This window comes from Comamonas denitrificans (genome assembly GCF_042654745.1).
GTDB classification, from domain to species: Bacteria; Pseudomonadota; Gammaproteobacteria; order Burkholderiales; family Burkholderiaceae_C; genus Comamonas; species Comamonas denitrificans.
In genome coordinates, this window is record NZ_JBHSEY010000016.1 from 45,764 (window position 1) to 62,650 (window position 16,887).

Below are 16,887 nucleotides of genomic sequence, written 5' to 3' on the forward strand. Positions count from 1 at the left end.
CATCAAAACCATCTAAAACCAAACAAATACCAGCGGAAACAGCTTCTGAAACAGAAGCACTGCGCTGGCTCACTGTCCACGACGCACAGCTGCACAACCTGCAAAGCGTCACCGCCCGCGTGCCGCTGCAGCGGCTGGTGGCGGTCACCGGCGTGAGTGGCTCGGGCAAATCCACCCTGGCGCGGGATGTGCTCTTGACCAACGTGGCCGCCTGGGTTGGCCAGCGCCAAACCAAAGCCGGGCGCGAGGCCATGGATGCCGGCCAGGCCCCGGCGCTGGTGGGCTGCGCGGGCCTGTCGGGCTTTGAAAGCATCGACCGCGTGCTGGAAGTCGATCAAACGCCGATTGGCAAAACCCCGCGCAGCTGCCCGGCCACCTACATCGGCTTTTGGGACACCATCCGCAAACTGTTCGCCGGTACGCTGGAAGCGCAGGCGCGGGGCTACGCCGCCGGGCGCTTTTCCTTCAACACCGGCGCGGGCCGCTGCCCGGCCTGTGAAGGCCAGGGCCTGCGCACCATCGCCATGAGCTTTCTGCCCGATGTGAAACTGCCCTGCGATGTGTGCCACGGTGCCCGCTTTAACCCCGAAACGCTGGCCGTGACCTGGCGCGGCAAAAACATCGGCCAAGTCTTGCAAATGGAAGTGGCCGAGGCGGTCGAATTTTTTGCCGCCATGCCCGCCATCGCCCACCCGCTGCAGCTGTTGCAAGACGTTGGGCTGGGCTACCTCACGCTGGGCCAGCCCAGCCCCACGCTCTCGGGCGGCGAAGCGCAGCGCATCAAGCTGGTCACCGAACTGACCAAGGTGCGCGACGACATTGGCCGGCGCGGCCAGAAAGCCCCGCACACCCTGTACGTGCTGGACGAACCCACCGTGGGCCTGCACATGGCCGACGTGGACAAACTCATCCGCGTGCTGCACCGCCTGGTGGATGGCGGCCACAGCGTGATCGTCATCGAACACGACCTGGACGTGATTGCCGAGGCCGACTGGGTGCTGGACCTTGGCCCCGAGGGGGGCGCTGGCGGCGGCCACATCGTTGCCCAGGGCACGCCCGAGGATTTGGTTCAGGCGGGCACGCATACGGGGGTGGCGCTGGCGCCCGTGCTGGGGCGTGGAGCATCGCTATGAGAGAGCTAAATATGACGACCAACAATCCCCCCACGCATTTTGAAAATTTCCAATCCGGCGTATGGCGACAGCAGTACCAGTACCAAAGCTTTTCTCCCCAGCGGGTCAATCGGCTGTGGTGCTGGGAAGACCCGCGCATCAATACCTTGTTAGAGCAAGCCACGCGGGCCTTGGGCGAGTTGAATGCGTTTTCGCTCATCGTGCCGGATGTCGATCTGTTTATCGAAATGCACATCGCCAAGGAGGCGAACCAGTCCAGCCGAATCGAAGGCACGCAGACCGCCATGGATGAGGCGGTGATGCGCGAGGAGCTGATCGCTCCGGAAAAACGTGACGACTGGCGCGAGGTGCGCAACTACGTCGATGCCATCAACATGGCGATTGCCGAGCTGCAAACGCTGCCACTGTCCAACCGTCTGCTGCGTGAAACCCATGCTGTATTGATGCGCGGCGTGCGTGGCGAACACAAGATGCCCGGTGAGTTTCGTTCCTCACAAAACTGGATTGGCGGCTCGGGCCTCAAGGATGCCGCCTTCGTCCCTCCCCACCCGTCTGAAGTGCCGGATTTGATGGGCGATTTGGAGAAGTTTTGGCACAACGAGATGATCGAGGTGCCAGACCTGATCCGCATTGCCATCAGCCATTACCAGTTCGAGACCATCCACCCTTTTTGCGATGGCAATGGACGCATCGGTCGCCTGCTGATTACGCTGTATTTGGTCAGCAAAGGCTTGCTGCACAAGCCTGCGTTGTACTTGTCCGATTTTTTTGAGCGCAATCGTGCCAGCTACTACGATGCCCTGATGGCGGTGCGCACCTCCGGCAACCTGAACCACTGGGTGCGATTTTTCCTGAGTGGCGTAGCGGAAACAGCCCGAAATGGGCGCGATACGTTCCAGAAAGTGCTGGCGCTGCGTACCGAATCCGAGGCGCGGATGCATGAGCTGGGACGGCGTGGCAAGAAGGGGCTGGAACTGCTGCGGCTGCTCTACAGCCGACCTGTGGTAACGGTATCGGATGTGGGTGAAGCGCTGAAGATGAGCGCTCCCACGGCGAACGCGCTGGTGTCCGAGTTCCAACGATTCGGGTTACTCAAAGAGCAGACCGGATATGCCCGCAACCGGGTTTTTGCGTTTGAGGCTTATCTAAAACTTTTTCTTATTTAAAGTTTTGCCGAAAAATTTAAACAAAAATCTTTAAATTAAAGATTCGCCCTTAGATCGTGAACACGTTCTTAGGCGCTATACGACAACAAAGCACTCCATGAACGCCACATCTGCCCTGCTGCAACAACTGGACACCCTCAGCGCCCCCGAACTGCGCCGCCTGCTGGCTGAACACCTCACACGCCAAAAGTTGGGCCTGTATTGGGAGCGCGATGCCATCGCGCACGACCAGGCGCTGAATGCCGATGTGGTGCTGCCGCGCGTTGTGCCGCAATACGGCCACGCCCCCGAGGGCTGCGCCGCGCACCGCAACCTCATCATCGAAGGCGACAACTTCGACAGCCTGCGCCTGCTGCGCAGCACCCACGCGGGCAAGGTGCGGGTGATTTACATCGACCCGCCCTACAACACCGGCAACAAAGACTGGGTGTACAACGACAAATTCGTGGGCGCGAACGACCGCTGGCGGCACAGCCAATGGCTGGAGTTTCTGTACCAGCGTCTGCTGCTGGCGCGGGATTTATTGACCAGCGACGGCGTGATCTTGGTCAGCATCAACGATGAAAACCGGGCGCGGCTAGAGCTGTTGATGGATGAGGTGTTTCCGGGGCGTAGGCTGGGCAGCATTACATGGCGCACGCGGCAAGGCTCAAATGCAGACCAAGCCTGTTTTCTATCTGTCGATCATGAGCATGTGCTGGTGTATGGAAACAGTGCCTTCGCCTTCAATGGATTTGATAAAAGCTATGAAATGTATAGCAATACGGATAATGATCCGCGTGGGGATTGGCGAATTGGTGACATTACGCTAGGTTTTTCGTTTAAAGAGCGACCTAATCTCTATTACCCGCTGACAGACCCTGCAACAGGCATTTCTTATCCATGTAGTCCGGAAAGCGTTTGGCGCTATGCCACTGAAGCTCGGTTGAAGCCTGGCCAACGACTTCAGGCCAAAAGCATGGAGGAGTACATTCGTTTAGGGCAAATCGTTTTTCCAAAAAATCCGCGTGTTGAGACATGGCATTCAATGGGCGAACTATTGCAAGCCATTGATGCAAATGAAGTACCGCGAGGTGGTAAATCGCTTTTACTGCGTAGAGATTTGCCCGATTTAGAGTGGTGGGTAGGCAAGCCAGTAGGCTTTGGCCGTCCTCAATTCAAGCGTTACAAGGCCGACTTGCGCAATCAAACGCAGCCGTTATCGAGCTGGGTTGTTCCGTCGTTCGAAGAGGGGACGTATGAAGCGGATGAGAGTCTCGTTTCGGCAACGAATCAAGAGGGTGCGCGACAGGTTGCGCAAATTTTTGGCGACAGGGCATTCAACTACGCCAAACCCGCATCTCTTATTAAAGGTTTGCTCTCCCAAGCCACCCGCCCGGGCGACATCGTGCTGGATTTTTTCGCCGGCTCCGGCACCACTGGCCAGGCGGTGCTGGAGCTGAACGCCGAAGACAACGGCCAGCGCCGCTTCATCCTGTGCAGCAGCACCGAGGCCACGGCCAAAGAGCCGCACAAAAACCTGTGCCGCGATGTCTGCGCCGAGCGGCTGCGCCGCGTCATTGCCGGGTACGGTGGCAAAGATGGCTACACCCTGGCGCAAGGCGGCGAGTTTGCCTATCTGCAGCTGGACAAGCTCAACGCCGCCGATGTGGTGCTGGACGCTACGCCCGCCCATGCCGCTGCCTTGCTGGCCCTGCGCAATACCGCCACCGCCCCCAACCAGAGCAGTGAGCAAACCGTGCAAGTGGTTGCCAAGGGCCATGACTGGCTGCTGGTGCTGTGTGCCGAAAGCACGCCGCAGGCCTTGGCCACCTTACTGGCTTTGCCCGCCCAGCATGGCGTGGCCCGCCTGTTGGTCGTGGCGCAGCGTGCCAAGTCTGTGGGGCACTGGCTGGCACAGCGCGGGGTGCAGGCGCAGGTGCTTTCGCTGCGGCAGGTGCTGCTGCAAGGGCAAGAGGGTGGCAAACGCCAGCGTTAAAACATTAAAACAATAGCTGTTAGCGCTTACTGAATAAGCGTTAAGTGCCAATTTTGTTTGAAATTTCAAGAGCTCCAAAAACCCTATGAACACTCCCGCCACCTTGCCAAGCACCCATTTGCTGCAAACCCCACTGGACTTGAGCCTGACCGCCCAGGCCACCAGCTTGCAGCCCGAGAAATTTCAGGCCACGCTGATTGCCAACATTAGCGCCGCCCTGCTGCGCCAGCCTGCGCCGCCTTGTCTGCTGCGTGCGCCCACGGGGGCGGGTAAGACTTTCATGATCGGGCAGGTGCTGCAGTGCGTGGGTCAGCAGCGCAATGTGCTGTGGTTCTGGTTTGTGCCCTACGTCACCCTGGTGGCGCAAACGTTGGATGCTTTGTTGCAGCAAGCTGCCGATCTGCGTCCGGTACCCCTGGCCCAGGGGCGCAACCAGGAGGTGGCGGCGGGCACGGTGCTGATTTCCACCGCTCAGGGGGTGGCCCGGGCGCAGTGGCGCACCCAGGGGTATGACGCGGATGGCGATGACGATGTGCGCACCCTGGCCGCCCTGCTAGCCCGCGCCCGTGCGAAGGGCTTGCAGATTGGGCTGGTGGTGGATGAGGCGCATATTGCGCTGGACAAGGGCACCGAGTTTGGCAAGTTTGCCCATTGGTTGCGGGCCGATTATTTGCTGCTGGCCACGGCCACGCCCAAAGACCAGCGGCTGACCGATTTTGTGGCCTATGCGGGCTATGGGGCGCAGGAGCATTTTCCGGTCAGCCGCGACGATGTGGTGGCTGCGCGGCTGAATAAGAAGTACATCGAGGCCGTGATCTATAGCTTGGGTGGCAGCATGGCCCAGGTGACCGATGTGCGCCGCACAGTGCTGCGCCAGGCGTGGGGACGCAATCAGCAGATTGCCCGCTTTCTGGCGCACCGGGGCGTGGCGTGCGTACCGCTGTTGTTGGTGCAAGTAGCCAATGGGGCCAACACCGTGGACGAGGCTGCCGAGGAGTTGATGCGCCATTGCGGTGTGCAGCCCGATGCCATCGGCAAGCACTCTGCCGACGAGCCTGACCCGATACTGATGGCGGCCATTGCCAACGACACCACCAAGCAGGTGCTGATCTTCAAACAGTCCGCTGGCACGGGTTTTGACGCGCCGCGTGCTTTTGTGCTGGCCAGCATCAAGCCGGTGAACGATGCGGACTTTGCCATGCAGTTCATTGGCCGCGTGATGCGCGTGGCGCGGCAGGTGCGCGAAGCATTTTCCAGGCCGCAGGAGATTCCACCCGAGTTGAATACAGCGTTTGTTTACTTGGGCAACGCTGAAGCGCAGGCGGGCTATGAAGCGGCTGTGCAGGCCACCAGCGCCATCAAAAGCCAGTTGGAAGGGCAGACGGAGAAGTTGATGGCCCGCCGCACGATGGCTGGTGGTGTGGCCTACACCAATCGCCCGACGCAGGAGCCGCCGCTGTCGTATGCCTTCGGCCTGCCAGAGCCGACCCTACCGATCGGAGTGGCCGAGGAGCCAGCCGCCCAAGCCGCTTTACCGTGGAGCTCACCCACCACGCAGCCCACCGGGGCGGGGCCAGATTTATTCGGCTTTACGCCGCAGGATTTGGATGCTTTGCAGCCCGAACCTGCGGCCAAACCGGCACGCGCCCAGCCCCCCAGCACACGGGAGGAGGTGCTCGCGGCACTGGCAGAAAACCGGCTCAAGGTCTATCACCGCAAACGCGATCCGCAGGCAGTGCCGACGCTGGGTGACAGGCTCAAGACAGAGGAGAAGCCTGAGTTTGTGGATTTATCGGCCATTTCCCAGCAAGTGGCACAGCGCCTGCCGATCAGCCCAGCCTTGCAGCGCACCGCCTTGCAAGTTGCGCTGAACCGCATGACGCAAAAGGAATTGCACAAGGAGCTAACGACTGGGCAGGGCTACGTCGAGGAGATTCAGGTGGTGACCGATCGCCAAGCCCTGGCACGCGAAGCGGTGGCCGCGCTGGAGGCTATGCCGCATGTGGAGGATGAGGACTACCGCATCATCATGCAGGTGCTGACGCAGCGCCTGCGCCTTGCACTGGATGGAGCGCTGGCCGAAATTCAGGGTGAATCGCAGGCGGCTGCCCAAGCAGTGGCGGCCCTGACGGAGCAAGACCGCGTGCGGCTAGCGCGTGATGCGGCGCATTGGGTGATCCGCGATAGCACACAGGAGTTGCATGAGGCGATTTTTCAAGCCATTGCCGAGCAGGCCGAGCTGGTGGATGCCCAGCCTTTGCCAGATGTCATGATTTTTCCGCAAGACCTGCCTTTGGAGGCTTCTGCCAAAAACATTTATGGGGTTTTACCGCCGTCCAAGGAAGATGCGCAGGAGGTGGAGAACGTCTTGTTCATGGACGAACGGCACTGGTGGCAAGACCAGGTGTTTACGCTGTCTGATGGTGCTGTGTTCAGCGTGGGGCGGTATGACGGTGCCGTCAAATTGAACAAGCTAGAGCGTGATTTTGCCCGTGCGTTGGATGCAGCCGATTTTGTACGCTGGTGGCATCGCAACCCGGATAAAAAGCCGTATGCCGTGCGTGTGGTGCGTGCCGAGCATGAGCATTATTTCTATCCAGATTTTGTGGTGTGCGTGGAGCACACCCCTGGCAGTCCGCCTATGCAACGCTTGCTGGAGACGAAAGAAAACACCAAGGATGCGGCCCGCAAGATGCAGCACTTTCCGCCCGTTTATGGCCAGGTGCTGTTTCTCACGCCGGATGGCAACCGGTTGCGCTGGGTAAATGCTGATGGCAGTCTGGGTGAGACGGTGAAGCTGACAGAAATGGATGCTGTGCGCGATCGGTTGGCACAGACGGTGGGGGCTGGGTAGGGAGAGGATTCTGGATACCCCCGTTTGCAGAGGAAATCATGCGGCGAATGCCGCCATACTGAGCAGCACCGATATTTATTGCATTTCACCAAGGAGCTTTTTGATGCCCTACCTCTTACAAGTCGATTTCCCCATGCCCGGCCCGTTTGGCGCGGCGATGGTGCAAGCCTTCACCGATCTGGCGCACAGCATCAACCAAGAACCCGGCATGCGCTGGAAAATCTGGACGGAAAACGCCCAGGCCCAAGAGGCTGGCGGCGTGTACCTGTTCGACACGCAGGAACAGGCGCAGGCGTATCTGAACATGCACAGCCAGCGCCTAACGCAGGCCGGGGTGCGCGACATCCGCAGCCGCATTTTTGCGGTGAATGAAGCGCTCACGGCCATCAACCACGGGCCGGTGACCACCGCATAAAAGCACCGCGCCCGCCTTATGCGCCACACCACCTTGGCCCATATCCACCCCAATGCGCCGCCCCAACCGGCGCTGGGGGCACCCTGCAACGGCTGCGGGCTGTGCTGCCTGCTGGAGCCGTGTCCGCTGGGCATGGTGCTATCGCGCAAGCGCACCGGTGCCTGTGTGGCATTGCGCTGGAGTGAGGCGCAGCAGCGCTACCTGTGTGGGGCCATCAGCGATGCCCCTACGGGCAGGCTGGGGCAGTTGCGCCAATGGCTGGCGCGGCGCTGGATTGCGGCGGGGGTGGGGTGTGATGCGGCCCTGGTGGCGCAGCTTGGGGCGGAAGAATAAAAAAGGGCTGCCGCAGCAACCCTTTTTACAGTGCGCGTGCGGGTGGTTCAGCCTTTAAGGCGGTGTCCGCATTCCCCGCAGAACATATCGTCATGGCCCACGTTGTGCTGGCACTGCGGGCAGGTGGCTGTGGCGGCCGACGCGGGTGGCAGGTTGGTGCTGGGCGCAGGCTCGGCCAGGAGGGGCGGCTCTTGGGGGGCTGCATCTGGCGGGGCAGCTTGTGCTGCGGCTGCTTCGGCGGCCAACCGGTCAGCAGCAGCCTGTTGCTCGGCTTGCTCTGCTGCCAACACTGCGGCCGCTTGGGCTTGGGCTGCGGTTTGCTCTGCGGCGGCAGCCTGGGCAGCGGCCTGCTCGGCCGCGCGTTGGCGGGCGCGTTCTTTGGCCTCTTCGGCCATTTGGCGGGCTTTTTCCTGGGCTTGTTCGGCGGCCAGTCGGGCTTTTTCTTGGGCTTCGCGGGCGCGGCGTTTCATTTCGTCCAGGCCGGCATTCAAGGCATTTTCGGTATCGGCGGTATCCAGCCCGTCGGTGGCCGAGAGATAGACCAGGTTCACCCCCATCAGGGCCACTTGCATCATCAAGGTAAAAGCCAATCCGAAAATCAGGGCTGTGGCCAGAATGCCAGCGTACATCAGGCCGCTACTGCCGCCGCCATAGCCGTTCATGAGGGCGGTGATGGCGGCCAAGCCATTGCCGGTCATTCCGACACCAAGGATGGAGGTGGCCAGCCCGCTCATAAAGAAATAACCCGGCAGCAAGGCCCCAAAGACCACCATGCCGATCACCGAGACCACGACATACAACGCCAAAAACAGCAGCACGGTGGGCACCAGGCGCTGGCGGCTTACGGCGATGACTAGGGTCAAGGATTCTTTGAACCCGCGCCCTTCCCAGACGGCTGGGGTAAACAGCGGAAACCCGACCCACAGCAAAGAAGTGAGCACCGCTGCGGCCATGATCACCAAAACTGGGTGCAGGACAAAGAAAAACAGGGGCCCAATCCCAGGAATTTTGGCCAGAAAGTAACCGATGGCACCGACCACGGCCAGCGCCGCCAGCACCAGCGCCACCACCACGTAAAAGCCCAAAAATTTGGGGATGCACCACAGGCCCGCTAAAAAGGCATCCAGCATCGAACGCGGCGCAATATTCTTGGCTTTGTCCATGAGCAAAATGCCTGCGCCAGACATGCCGGCGGCAATCAAAATCATGGCCAAGAGCCCGAACAACCCCATCAGCCCCCCGCCAGCCGCACCGCCGAGGCTGCTGCTTAAAAACCCACCAACGGCCAGCAGGAGCGCGACGACCACCCAGGTTAAAAATCCCAAGGCCATCGGCCGCCATTGGGTCAGCCCCTCGCTGGCGCGGAGCAAGGGCGCAAAACTGACCTGGCGCATGGTTTCGGAAGGCTGCATTGGATACGTTCTTTCTATGAATGAAGGGTGCGGGAACAGGCACGGGCAGCCTGCAACTGCCCGTGGTGCTTGAACCAGCGCTGTTTAGCGCCCGTAGTGCGCGGTAAAGCTTGCCGTGGCAATGGTGTTGGCGTTGATCATGAAGCCGGCCAGGGCGGCGGTCGCATCGTCCGGAACGTCCAGTTTGGGCACGGACAGGGCGTGGACGGTGAACACATACCGGTGCGGTTTGTCGCCCGGTGGTGGGCAGACACCGCCCCAGGCAAAGCTGCCGTAATCGTTGCGAATCTGGCGTGCGCCAGTGGGCAGGGTGGTGCTGCCAGCGGTGCCCGCATTGGGCTGCAGCCTGGTGGTGTTGGCGGGCAAGTCGATGACCATCCAGTGCCACCAGCCACTGCCGCTGGGGGCATCGGGGTCGTACACCGTCAGTGCCAGGCTTTGCGTGCCGGCCGGGGTGCCGCTCCAGCACAAGGTGGGCGATTCATTGCGCCCTGTGCAGCCAAAGCTGTTGAATTCAAAGATTTGTGGGATGGTGCCACCGGTGGGAATGTCGGGGCTGCTTAAAACAAATTCGGTCATGGTGTCTCCTTGGCCAGTCAAGCCGCCGAGTATGCCCAAACCCTGGTCGTAAAAAAAGGCGCAGCCAGAGTGTGCGCCTTTGATCCTGCCTGTGCTGGGCTTACAGCTCGCCGTAGCTGTGCAGGCCCGAGAGGAACATATTCACCCCCAGAAAGGCGAAAGTGGTGACGGCCAGACCCACCAGCGCCCACCAGGCCGACACCGTGCCGCGCAGACCTTTCATAAGGCGCATGTGCAGCCAGGCGGCGTAGTTCAGCCAGACGATCAGCGCCCACGTTTCCTTGGGGTCCCAGCTCCAGTAGCCGCCCCAGGCATCCGCAGCCCACAGTGCGCCCAACACGGTGGCAATGGTGAAGAAGGCAAAACCCACAGCGATGGATTTGTACATCACGTTGTCGAGGATTTCAAACGAGGGCAAGCGCTCGGCAATGGGTTTGCGCAGCGCCAAGATGCCGCCGACGATCAAGGCCGAGATACCGGCATACACAATCCAGTAGCTGCTGCCACCTGCTTGTGACTGGCGGAAGGCCAGCGGTTCAAAGCACAGCGCCACGCCCAGCAGCCACAGGGGGGCCAGTTTGTACCATTTGGTCTCGGTGGCCTGCTGTTTGATCAAGTAGGCAAAGGCGACCATGGCGGCAATGGCAAAAGTGCCATAGCCGATAAAGTTGGCCGGTACGTGCAGCTTCATCCACCAGCTTTGCAAAGCGGGGATGAGGGGCTGGATCTCTTGGCCTTCACGGGCCACGGTGTACCAGAGCAAAAAGCCCACCGCGGCGCTGACCACCAGCATCACAAAGCCACCCAGTGCGCGGGTGGCGTACTGGTCTTCGTAGTACAGGTAGAACAGGGCCGTCATCCAGATGAACATGACGAAAACTTCGTACAGGTTGCTCACCGGAATGTGGCCGATGTCCGGGCCCATGAGGTGGCTTTCGTACCAACGCACCATGGTGCCGACCAGTGCCAGGGTGACCGCGACCCAGACCATGGTGCTGGCAATGCGGCCAAAGGCGTTTTGTTCGCCTTTGGCAAACAAGGCCACCCAGTAGAACGCGGTGGCAATAAAGCACAAAACGCCCATCCACAAAATGGCCGATTGGCTGGAAAGAAAGTACTTCAGGCCAAACACGGCTTCGGCTCGGTCCAGGTGCGCCACGCCATCGGGCCCGTGGTAAAGCCAAATGGCCAGCAGCGACAGGCCGCCGACAGTGAGCATGAGCTTTTGCAGCGGCCGCCAAAACCAGCCCATGGCGATCAGGCTGGGGGTGGTCAGCAGCAAAATGCCTTTTTCGTACACATCCATGGCACTGTCGTATTGCACCCAGGCGAAGACTGTGCCGGCCAGCAAAATCAGGGCAAAAAGCCAATCCCAAACATTGCGTCGGGCCATAAAACCAGGATTGAGGTCCATGGTTTTAGGAGCGGTGCTAGAGGGGGGTGCGGGGGTGGCAGTGATGGTGTTCATTCAAACCTCTGAGGCCGTAGGAGCCGTTGTCGGGGCCGCAGCCCCGAGCAGCTGGTGGTTCAATTGCGCAAATTCGCGGTCAATATCGATAAGCTTACGGTTACACGACATGGCCATGGTGGCATGGGTGTTTTGGGCGGCCTCGGCTTGAGGGGCCAGCCAGACCCACAAGCGCCGATCGCGCACGTAGAGCATGCCAAAAATGCCAACGATTAGGAAGAAGCAGCCCAAGTACACCACCTTCTTTCCCGGTGCGCGGGCCACTTGGAAGACGCTGGCTTGCACTTGGTCAAAGTCCTCCAGCATAAAGGCGGCCGGGGCCGGGTAGTACTGGGCATCGCTCAAGGCAAACACCGCTTGGGCCATAAAGCGCTGGGTTTCCGGAGTGACTTGCAGCGGGGGAAGTTGCGCCTGGCTGCGCAGTTGCTGGGTCAGCTCAAACAGGATGCCGTTCAAAATGCGCAGTAGCACTTCGCTGGCGCGTTCGCGCTCAGACTCGGGGACGCTGTCTTCGAGGTATTTACCCAGTGCCTGCAGGCCGCCGTCGGGTTTTTCGCGGTTGCCGGTGCCGGCGTACAAAATGGCAATGCGCAAGGCCGATTCGGCCAGGGCATCGCGCAGGTCGGGGCGTTCGGTGGGGGTCGCGTTGTTGGCATAGCTGCGCACAGCGGCCTCACGCTGGGCCGGGTCCAGCAGGGCCAGGCGCAGGCGCAAGAAGGTGTCCATCTTGCCCTCGGGATCGGCGGGTACGCGCAGATAGCGAAATGGCTCGGCTTCGGTCTCACGCACGCCCAACAGAAAGACAGAGTTGCCTTCTTCTTCCATATCGGTGGGCAGCATGTAATTTTGGTATTCGCGCGCCTGGCCGGCGCTGTCGCGCAGTTTGTAGCCAATGCTGGGGCCAATATTGCGCAGCTTTTTCTCGGTGCCGGTTTTGTGGCCGGCCCCAGTGCGGCTATCGAGCATGCTGCGCAGGTCCACCTTGCGGACATCGACGGCTGCGCCTTCGCGGTTGCTGAAGTTTTCTACGTTGATGGTGCGCAGCTGGGTGAATTCCAGTGTGACCGGGCTGCCATCAAAATCGGCCAACGTGGTGCTTTCGCCGACGATGCCATGGATTTCAAACGGCTTCGTGGTGGCACTGAAGGGCACCGCGCTGAGTTTGATCTTCGAGCCACCGTCGTCAAAGCTGGATTGGTAAATCTCGATCCCTCGGTGGCTGGCGGGGTGATTGACCTCGATGCGCTTGGGGATGGCTTCACCGGTTTCGTAATCGTGCAGGATGACTTCGCTGGCAAACAACTTGGGCATGCCGGTGTCGTAATACTCAACGATGAATTTTTTCAGCTCGACCGAGAAGGGCAGGGGCTGCAGCAGCACGCCGTCGGACTGGCTCAAGATGGCGGTGTCGGCCTGGGTGCCTTCGGCCACGGGCAGATTGCCCCGAAAGGTGGGATTGGTCACCGACAGGCGGTGCTGGTCGATGACTTCAGAAATACGGCCCGAGCCATTAAAAGGCGTTTTGCCGCCCAGCCACATTTGGGCACGAACGATTAAATCGCCATCGAGCAGGCCGCCCAGGCAAATCAGCACAATGGCGGTGTGGGCGGCGATATAGCCCAGCTTGTTGGCCGCACCTTTTTTGGCGGCGACCATGAAGCCAGTGCCGTTGGCCGTGGTGCGCTCTTGCACTTTGACGCGCCAGCCCAGTTGCACCAAGCCTTGGCCAATGCGCTGGGCTGCCGCTTGGCTTGATTCTGGCAAATCAGCCTGCGCCTTGAGGTTGAAGGCTTGCAGGCTTTTTTCGCGGATGTCTTCCTTGAAGTTGCGCAGGTCCGCCAAGTATTTGGGCGTGTGCCGTGTCAAGCACAAGCTGGTGCTGATGACCAAGAAAGCCAGAATGATCAAAAACCACCAGGCGCTGTAAACGGCGTTGAGTTTCAGCGCCAAAAACAGTTGCGACCAAAAAGGGCCGAATTGATTGACGTAGTTGTTGATCGGTTGATGCTGCTGCAGCACTGTGCCAATCACCGAGGCGATGCAAATCACGGTGAGCAGCGCGATGGCAAAGCGCATGGACGATACCAGCTCAAAAAAGCTGCGCAACCGTTGGCGAAGGGGGGAGTCAGGCATGGACAGGCAGTACGGAAAACGGGCGGGCCTTGCAAAATTAAGGCGCCGCCCGTGTTGAGTTTATTGTGCTGACGAAGTTCCCCGTGGTGGGCGGGGCTTTGCCAATGGCTTATTTCAAGCCAGCGATGTATTCGCCCAGGGCTTTGATTTCTTTGTCGTTGAGCTTGGCCGCGACATCGGTCATTTGCTGGTTGTTGTCGCGGGTGCCATCACGGAATTGGTTCAGCTGCGTGACGATGTATTGGGCGTGTTGGCCCGAGAGGCGCGGATATTGCGCAGGAATGCCGGCCCCGTTGGGGCTGTGGCAGCCGGCGCAGGAGGCGATGTTGCGATCCTGGATGCCGCCTCGGTAGATTTTCTCGCCCAAGGCAACCAAGTCTTTGTCGGTGGCTGCGCCGGGATCGGCTTTTTGCTGGGCCAGGTAGGCGCTGACGTTTTTCATGTCCTCGTCAGAGAGCATGGCGGCCATGCCCAGCATGATGGCGTTGTTGCGTTTGCCGCTTTTGTATTCGCTCAATTGCTTGACCAGGTACTCGGGATGCTGCTGGGCCAGCACCGGGTTTTCCTGCAGCACGGATTTACCAGCTTCGCCGTGGCAGGCGATGCACACGCCGCCGTAGGTTTCTTGGCCTTTGGCCAAGTCTGCAGCGGCGGCGGAGAAAGCGGGTGCTGCCACAACGGCAGCGGTCAGCAGGGAGGCAAGCAGCTTCATAGTAAATAGTCTGGTTATGTCAGCAAAAACGGCCGGATTCTACAATGAGGCTCCTGGATATTCCTAATACCCTATGACAACAAACACCCCCACCTTTGCCGCTGGTCAAGAATTTGACCCGGTAACCCCCAAGACAGCCATGGGTTGGATGCACACAGCACGGTTTTTAACCACTGCTGCGCAATTACAACAATTGCCCCCAGTCACTGTGCCAGAAATCGCCTTTGTGGGTCGCTCCAATGCGGGCAAATCGACCTCGATCAATACGCTGACGCAGCAAAAACAGCTGGCTTTTGCCTCGAAGAAACCGGGGCGCACACAGCACATCAACCTGTTTTCTTTGGGCAAGCAGGGGGTGACCGATGCGGTGCTGGCCGACCTGCCCGGCTATGGCTACGCGGCCGTTTCGCGCAGCGATAAAGAGCGCTGGCAGCGCGTGATGCTGAACTACCTGATGGAGCGCGAGAGCCTGACGGCGGTGGTGCTGCTGTGTGATCCGCGCCTGGGCCTGACCGAGTTGGACGAGGCGCTGCTCGATGCCCTGCGCCCCCGGGTGGAGCAGGGGCTGAAGTTTTTGGTGCTGCTGACCAAGGCCGACAAGCTCACGCGCGCTGAGCAGGCCAAGGCGCTGTCCATCATGCGGCTCAATGCCGGCGGTGGTGAGGTGCGCCTGTTTTCGGCGCTGAAAAAGCAGGGTGTGGACGAGGTGGCGCAACTGCTGTGGCAGTGGTGCCACCCGCAAGGTGGCGCTGCCGTGGACGCGCAGGCGGCGGACGATGAGCAAGAGCCGCCGGCGCTGGATGAAGCCCCGTTAGATCAGAATGAATAGCTGTTTACGCTGATACATAGTGATTTTTAAGCTGTTTTTAATCTAAAAACCAATAAATCAAAGCGCTAACAGCTCACTTGTACAAAGAATCCTGCCCCGCAGGGCGGGTTTTAAAGCGCTTGTGTACCCAGTAGTACTGCGCGGGCATGGTGCGGATGGCGGCCTGCAGCTCGCGGTTCATGCGGGCGGTGTCGGCCACATGGTCGTCGGTGGGGAAGTTGTCCCATGCGGGGGTCAGTTCGGCCACATAGCCCTGGGGGGTCATGCGGCTGTACAGGGCGACGACCTTGGCCTTGCCCAGGCGGGCAAAGCGCGACAGCGAGGGGATGGTGGCCGCATCGGGCACGGCAAAAAAGGGCACAAAAACCGAATCGCTGGGGCCGTAGTCCATGTCCGGCAGCAGGTACAGCAAGCCGCCTTTGCGCAGGCATTGGATGATGGGTTTGACACCATCGGCGCGGTTGAGCATGCGCACCTTGCCAAAGCGCTGGCGACCGGCCATGAACCAGGCATCGAGCACGGGATCGGGGTTGGTGGCGAAGATGGAGGTGAACTCGCGCGGCGTGTTCAGCGGCAGCGCCAGGCCGCCTGCGTCCATGCTGTAAAAGTGCGGCGCAAAGACGATGGTGGCGGTGTCGCCCTCCAGCTCGTGCAGGGCACCGGTCAGTTGCACGCGGCTGCGCACCAGGGCTTCGCTGCCAAACCACAGCCAGCTGCGGTCGATAAAGGTTTGGCAAAACACCACAAATGTTTCTTTGGCCCAGGCGCGGCGCTGGGCAGCGGGCACCTCGGGAAAGCACAGCTCCAGATTGCGCAGCGCAATCTTGCGCCGGGGGGCGGCCAGGATAAACAGCAGGCGGCCAACCCCCCAGCCGATGCCACGCAGCACGGGCAGCGGCAGTTTGGCCAGCAGGTGCATCAGGGCCAGGCCCAGGCGGCTGGTGTTCATGCGCTCTCTCCCGGTGTGGCGGGGGCCGCTTGGCGTGGTTGTTTGTAGCGGCCATAGCCCCACAGGTATTGCTGCGGGCATTGGCGGATGAGGTGTTCCATGGCTTGGTTCAGGTGCAGTACGGCCGCGTCCATCTCGGCGGGCAGGGGGCTGGGCAGGTCTTCAAAATACAGGTCAAAGCCCCGGCCCCAGGACAGGCGCTCGCAGCGCGCCAGCACCACCGTGGCGCCGGTTTGCAGGGCCAGGCGGGCGGCCAGGGTCATGGTGTAGGCCGGTTGGCCAAAGAAGGGTGCCCACTGGCCTTGGCCGTCGGGCGGCACCTGGTCGGGCAGCAGGCCCACGGCCTGGCCTTTGCGCAGGGCCTTGATCATTTGGCGCACGCCCGAGAGGGTGGTGGGCACGGCCTCGATGCCGCTGCGGTTGCGGGCGCTGAGCATCATCTGCGCCAGCCAGGGCTGCTTGGCCGGGCGGTAAAGGATGGTGATTGGCCCATGCTGCGCCGACCAGCGCGCGGCCGCGCCTTGCACCGACAGCTCAAAGCAGCCCAGGTGCGGGGTTAAAAACACGATGCCTTTGCCACGGGCCCAGGCGGCTTCGACCACCTCGGCACCATGGGTGTGATTGACCGGGGTGTCTTTGAGCCACAGGCGCGGCAGCTCGGTGACCATGCGCCCGGCATGGCCAATGGCGGGGCTGACCTCGTCAAAGGCATAGCCCGCCTGGGCGCTGTTGGCCGCAAAGCGGCGCCGGTAGGTGGGCGAGAGCAGCCAGGCCAACCAGCCCAGTAGCGCACCGATGCCGTGCGCCAGCCCCAAAGGCAATACAGAAAAAAAGCGAAACAGGGTGTGCATTAGAATGGCCGCCGTCGCTGAGTTAATAGAGCAACTTGCAGAGCGACGTTAAATAAAACTGCTAAAGCGTTCGCC

13 protein-coding genes and 1 pseudogene are annotated in these 16,887 nt (G+C 60.7%); 7 read left to right on the forward strand and 7 right to left on the reverse strand.

The window, feature by feature from the left end; translation table 11 throughout:
- Positions 1–56: 56 nt before the first annotated feature.
- The 6 genes and pseudogenes from ACFO24_RS04325 to ACFO24_RS04350 form a co-directional block, all read left to right on the forward strand.
- A pseudogene (locus tag ACFO24_RS04325) lies at positions 57–1,133 on the forward strand (excinuclease ABC subunit UvrA); the annotation flags it as partial.
- Positions 1,134–1,144: 11 nt separating this feature from the next.
- Positions 1,145–2,299, forward strand: a complete 1,155-nt coding sequence (locus tag ACFO24_RS04330; protein ID WP_377737012.1) for a Fic family protein — start codon at positions 1,145–1,147, stop codon at positions 2,297–2,299.
- A 97-nt stretch (positions 2,300–2,396) separates the two neighbouring features.
- On the forward strand, positions 2,397–4,277 hold the full coding sequence (locus tag ACFO24_RS04335) for a site-specific DNA-methyltransferase (protein WP_377737013.1): 1,881 nt from the start codon (positions 2,397–2,399) through the stop codon (positions 4,275–4,277).
- An 85-nt stretch (positions 4,278–4,362) separates the two neighbouring features.
- Complete coding sequence (locus tag ACFO24_RS04340; RefSeq protein ID WP_377737014.1) at positions 4,363–7,131, forward strand: DEAD/DEAH box helicase family protein; 2,769 nt, start codon at positions 4,363–4,365, stop codon at positions 7,129–7,131.
- 103 nt (positions 7,132–7,234) lie between these two features.
- Positions 7,235–7,546, forward strand: a complete 312-nt coding sequence (locus tag ACFO24_RS04345; RefSeq protein WP_377737015.1) for a monooxygenase — start codon at positions 7,235–7,237, stop codon at positions 7,544–7,546.
- 18 nt (positions 7,547–7,564) lie between these two features.
- A complete protein-coding gene (locus tag ACFO24_RS04350; RefSeq protein ID WP_377737016.1) occupies positions 7,565–7,879 on the forward strand; it encodes a hypothetical protein in 315 nt (104 codons plus the stop codon).
- Positions 7,880–7,926: 47 nt separating this feature from the next.
- Here the strand turns inward: ACFO24_RS04350 and ACFO24_RS04355 are convergent, their stop codons facing one another.
- From ACFO24_RS04355 to ACFO24_RS04375, 5 genes are all read right to left on the reverse strand, one after another.
- Positions 7,927–9,291 (reverse strand): hypothetical protein, encoded by a 1,365-nt coding sequence (locus tag ACFO24_RS04355; RefSeq protein WP_377737017.1) that lies wholly within the window; start codon positions 9,289–9,291, stop codon positions 7,927–7,929.
- A gap of 84 nt (positions 9,292–9,375) precedes the next feature.
- Positions 9,376–9,870, reverse strand: a complete 495-nt coding sequence (locus tag ACFO24_RS04360) for a YbhB/YbcL family Raf kinase inhibitor-like protein (protein WP_377737018.1) — start codon at positions 9,868–9,870, stop codon at positions 9,376–9,378.
- Between the two features lie 100 nt (positions 9,871–9,970).
- Complete coding sequence (ccsB, locus tag ACFO24_RS04365; protein ID WP_207575266.1) at positions 9,971–11,338, reverse strand: c-type cytochrome biogenesis protein CcsB; 1,368 nt, start codon at positions 11,336–11,338, stop codon at positions 9,971–9,973.
- Positions 11,339–13,471: a cytochrome c biogenesis protein ResB gene (locus ACFO24_RS04370; RefSeq protein WP_377737019.1), complete on the reverse strand. Its 2,133-nt coding sequence runs from the start codon at positions 13,469–13,471 to the stop codon at positions 11,339–11,341. It lies immediately after the preceding gene.
- A 109-nt stretch (positions 13,472–13,580) separates the two neighbouring features.
- Complete coding sequence (locus ACFO24_RS04375) at positions 13,581–14,183, reverse strand: c-type cytochrome (protein WP_377737020.1); 603 nt, start codon at positions 14,181–14,183, stop codon at positions 13,581–13,583.
- 73 nt (positions 14,184–14,256) lie between these two features.
- On the opposite strand from ACFO24_RS04375, the gene yihA reads away from it, so the two are divergent.
- A complete protein-coding gene (yihA, locus tag ACFO24_RS04380) occupies positions 14,257–15,012 on the forward strand; it encodes a ribosome biogenesis GTP-binding protein YihA/YsxC (protein ID WP_377737021.1) in 756 nt (251 codons plus the stop codon).
- 73 nt (positions 15,013–15,085) lie between these two features.
- Here the strand turns inward: yihA and ACFO24_RS04385 are convergent, their stop codons facing one another.
- Both ACFO24_RS04385 and ACFO24_RS04390 read right to left on the reverse strand, forming a co-directional pair.
- The gene (locus ACFO24_RS04385) at positions 15,086–15,961 is read right to left on the reverse strand and encodes a lysophospholipid acyltransferase family protein (protein WP_377737022.1); all 876 of its coding nucleotides are present in this window, start codon (positions 15,959–15,961) and stop codon (positions 15,086–15,088) included.
- On the reverse strand, positions 15,958–16,812 hold the full coding sequence (locus ACFO24_RS04390; protein ID WP_377737023.1) for a lysophospholipid acyltransferase family protein: 855 nt from the start codon (positions 16,810–16,812) through the stop codon (positions 15,958–15,960). The genes ACFO24_RS04385 and ACFO24_RS04390 overlap by 4 nt, the downstream gene beginning before the upstream one ends.
- Positions 16,813–16,887: the final 75 nt, after the last annotated feature.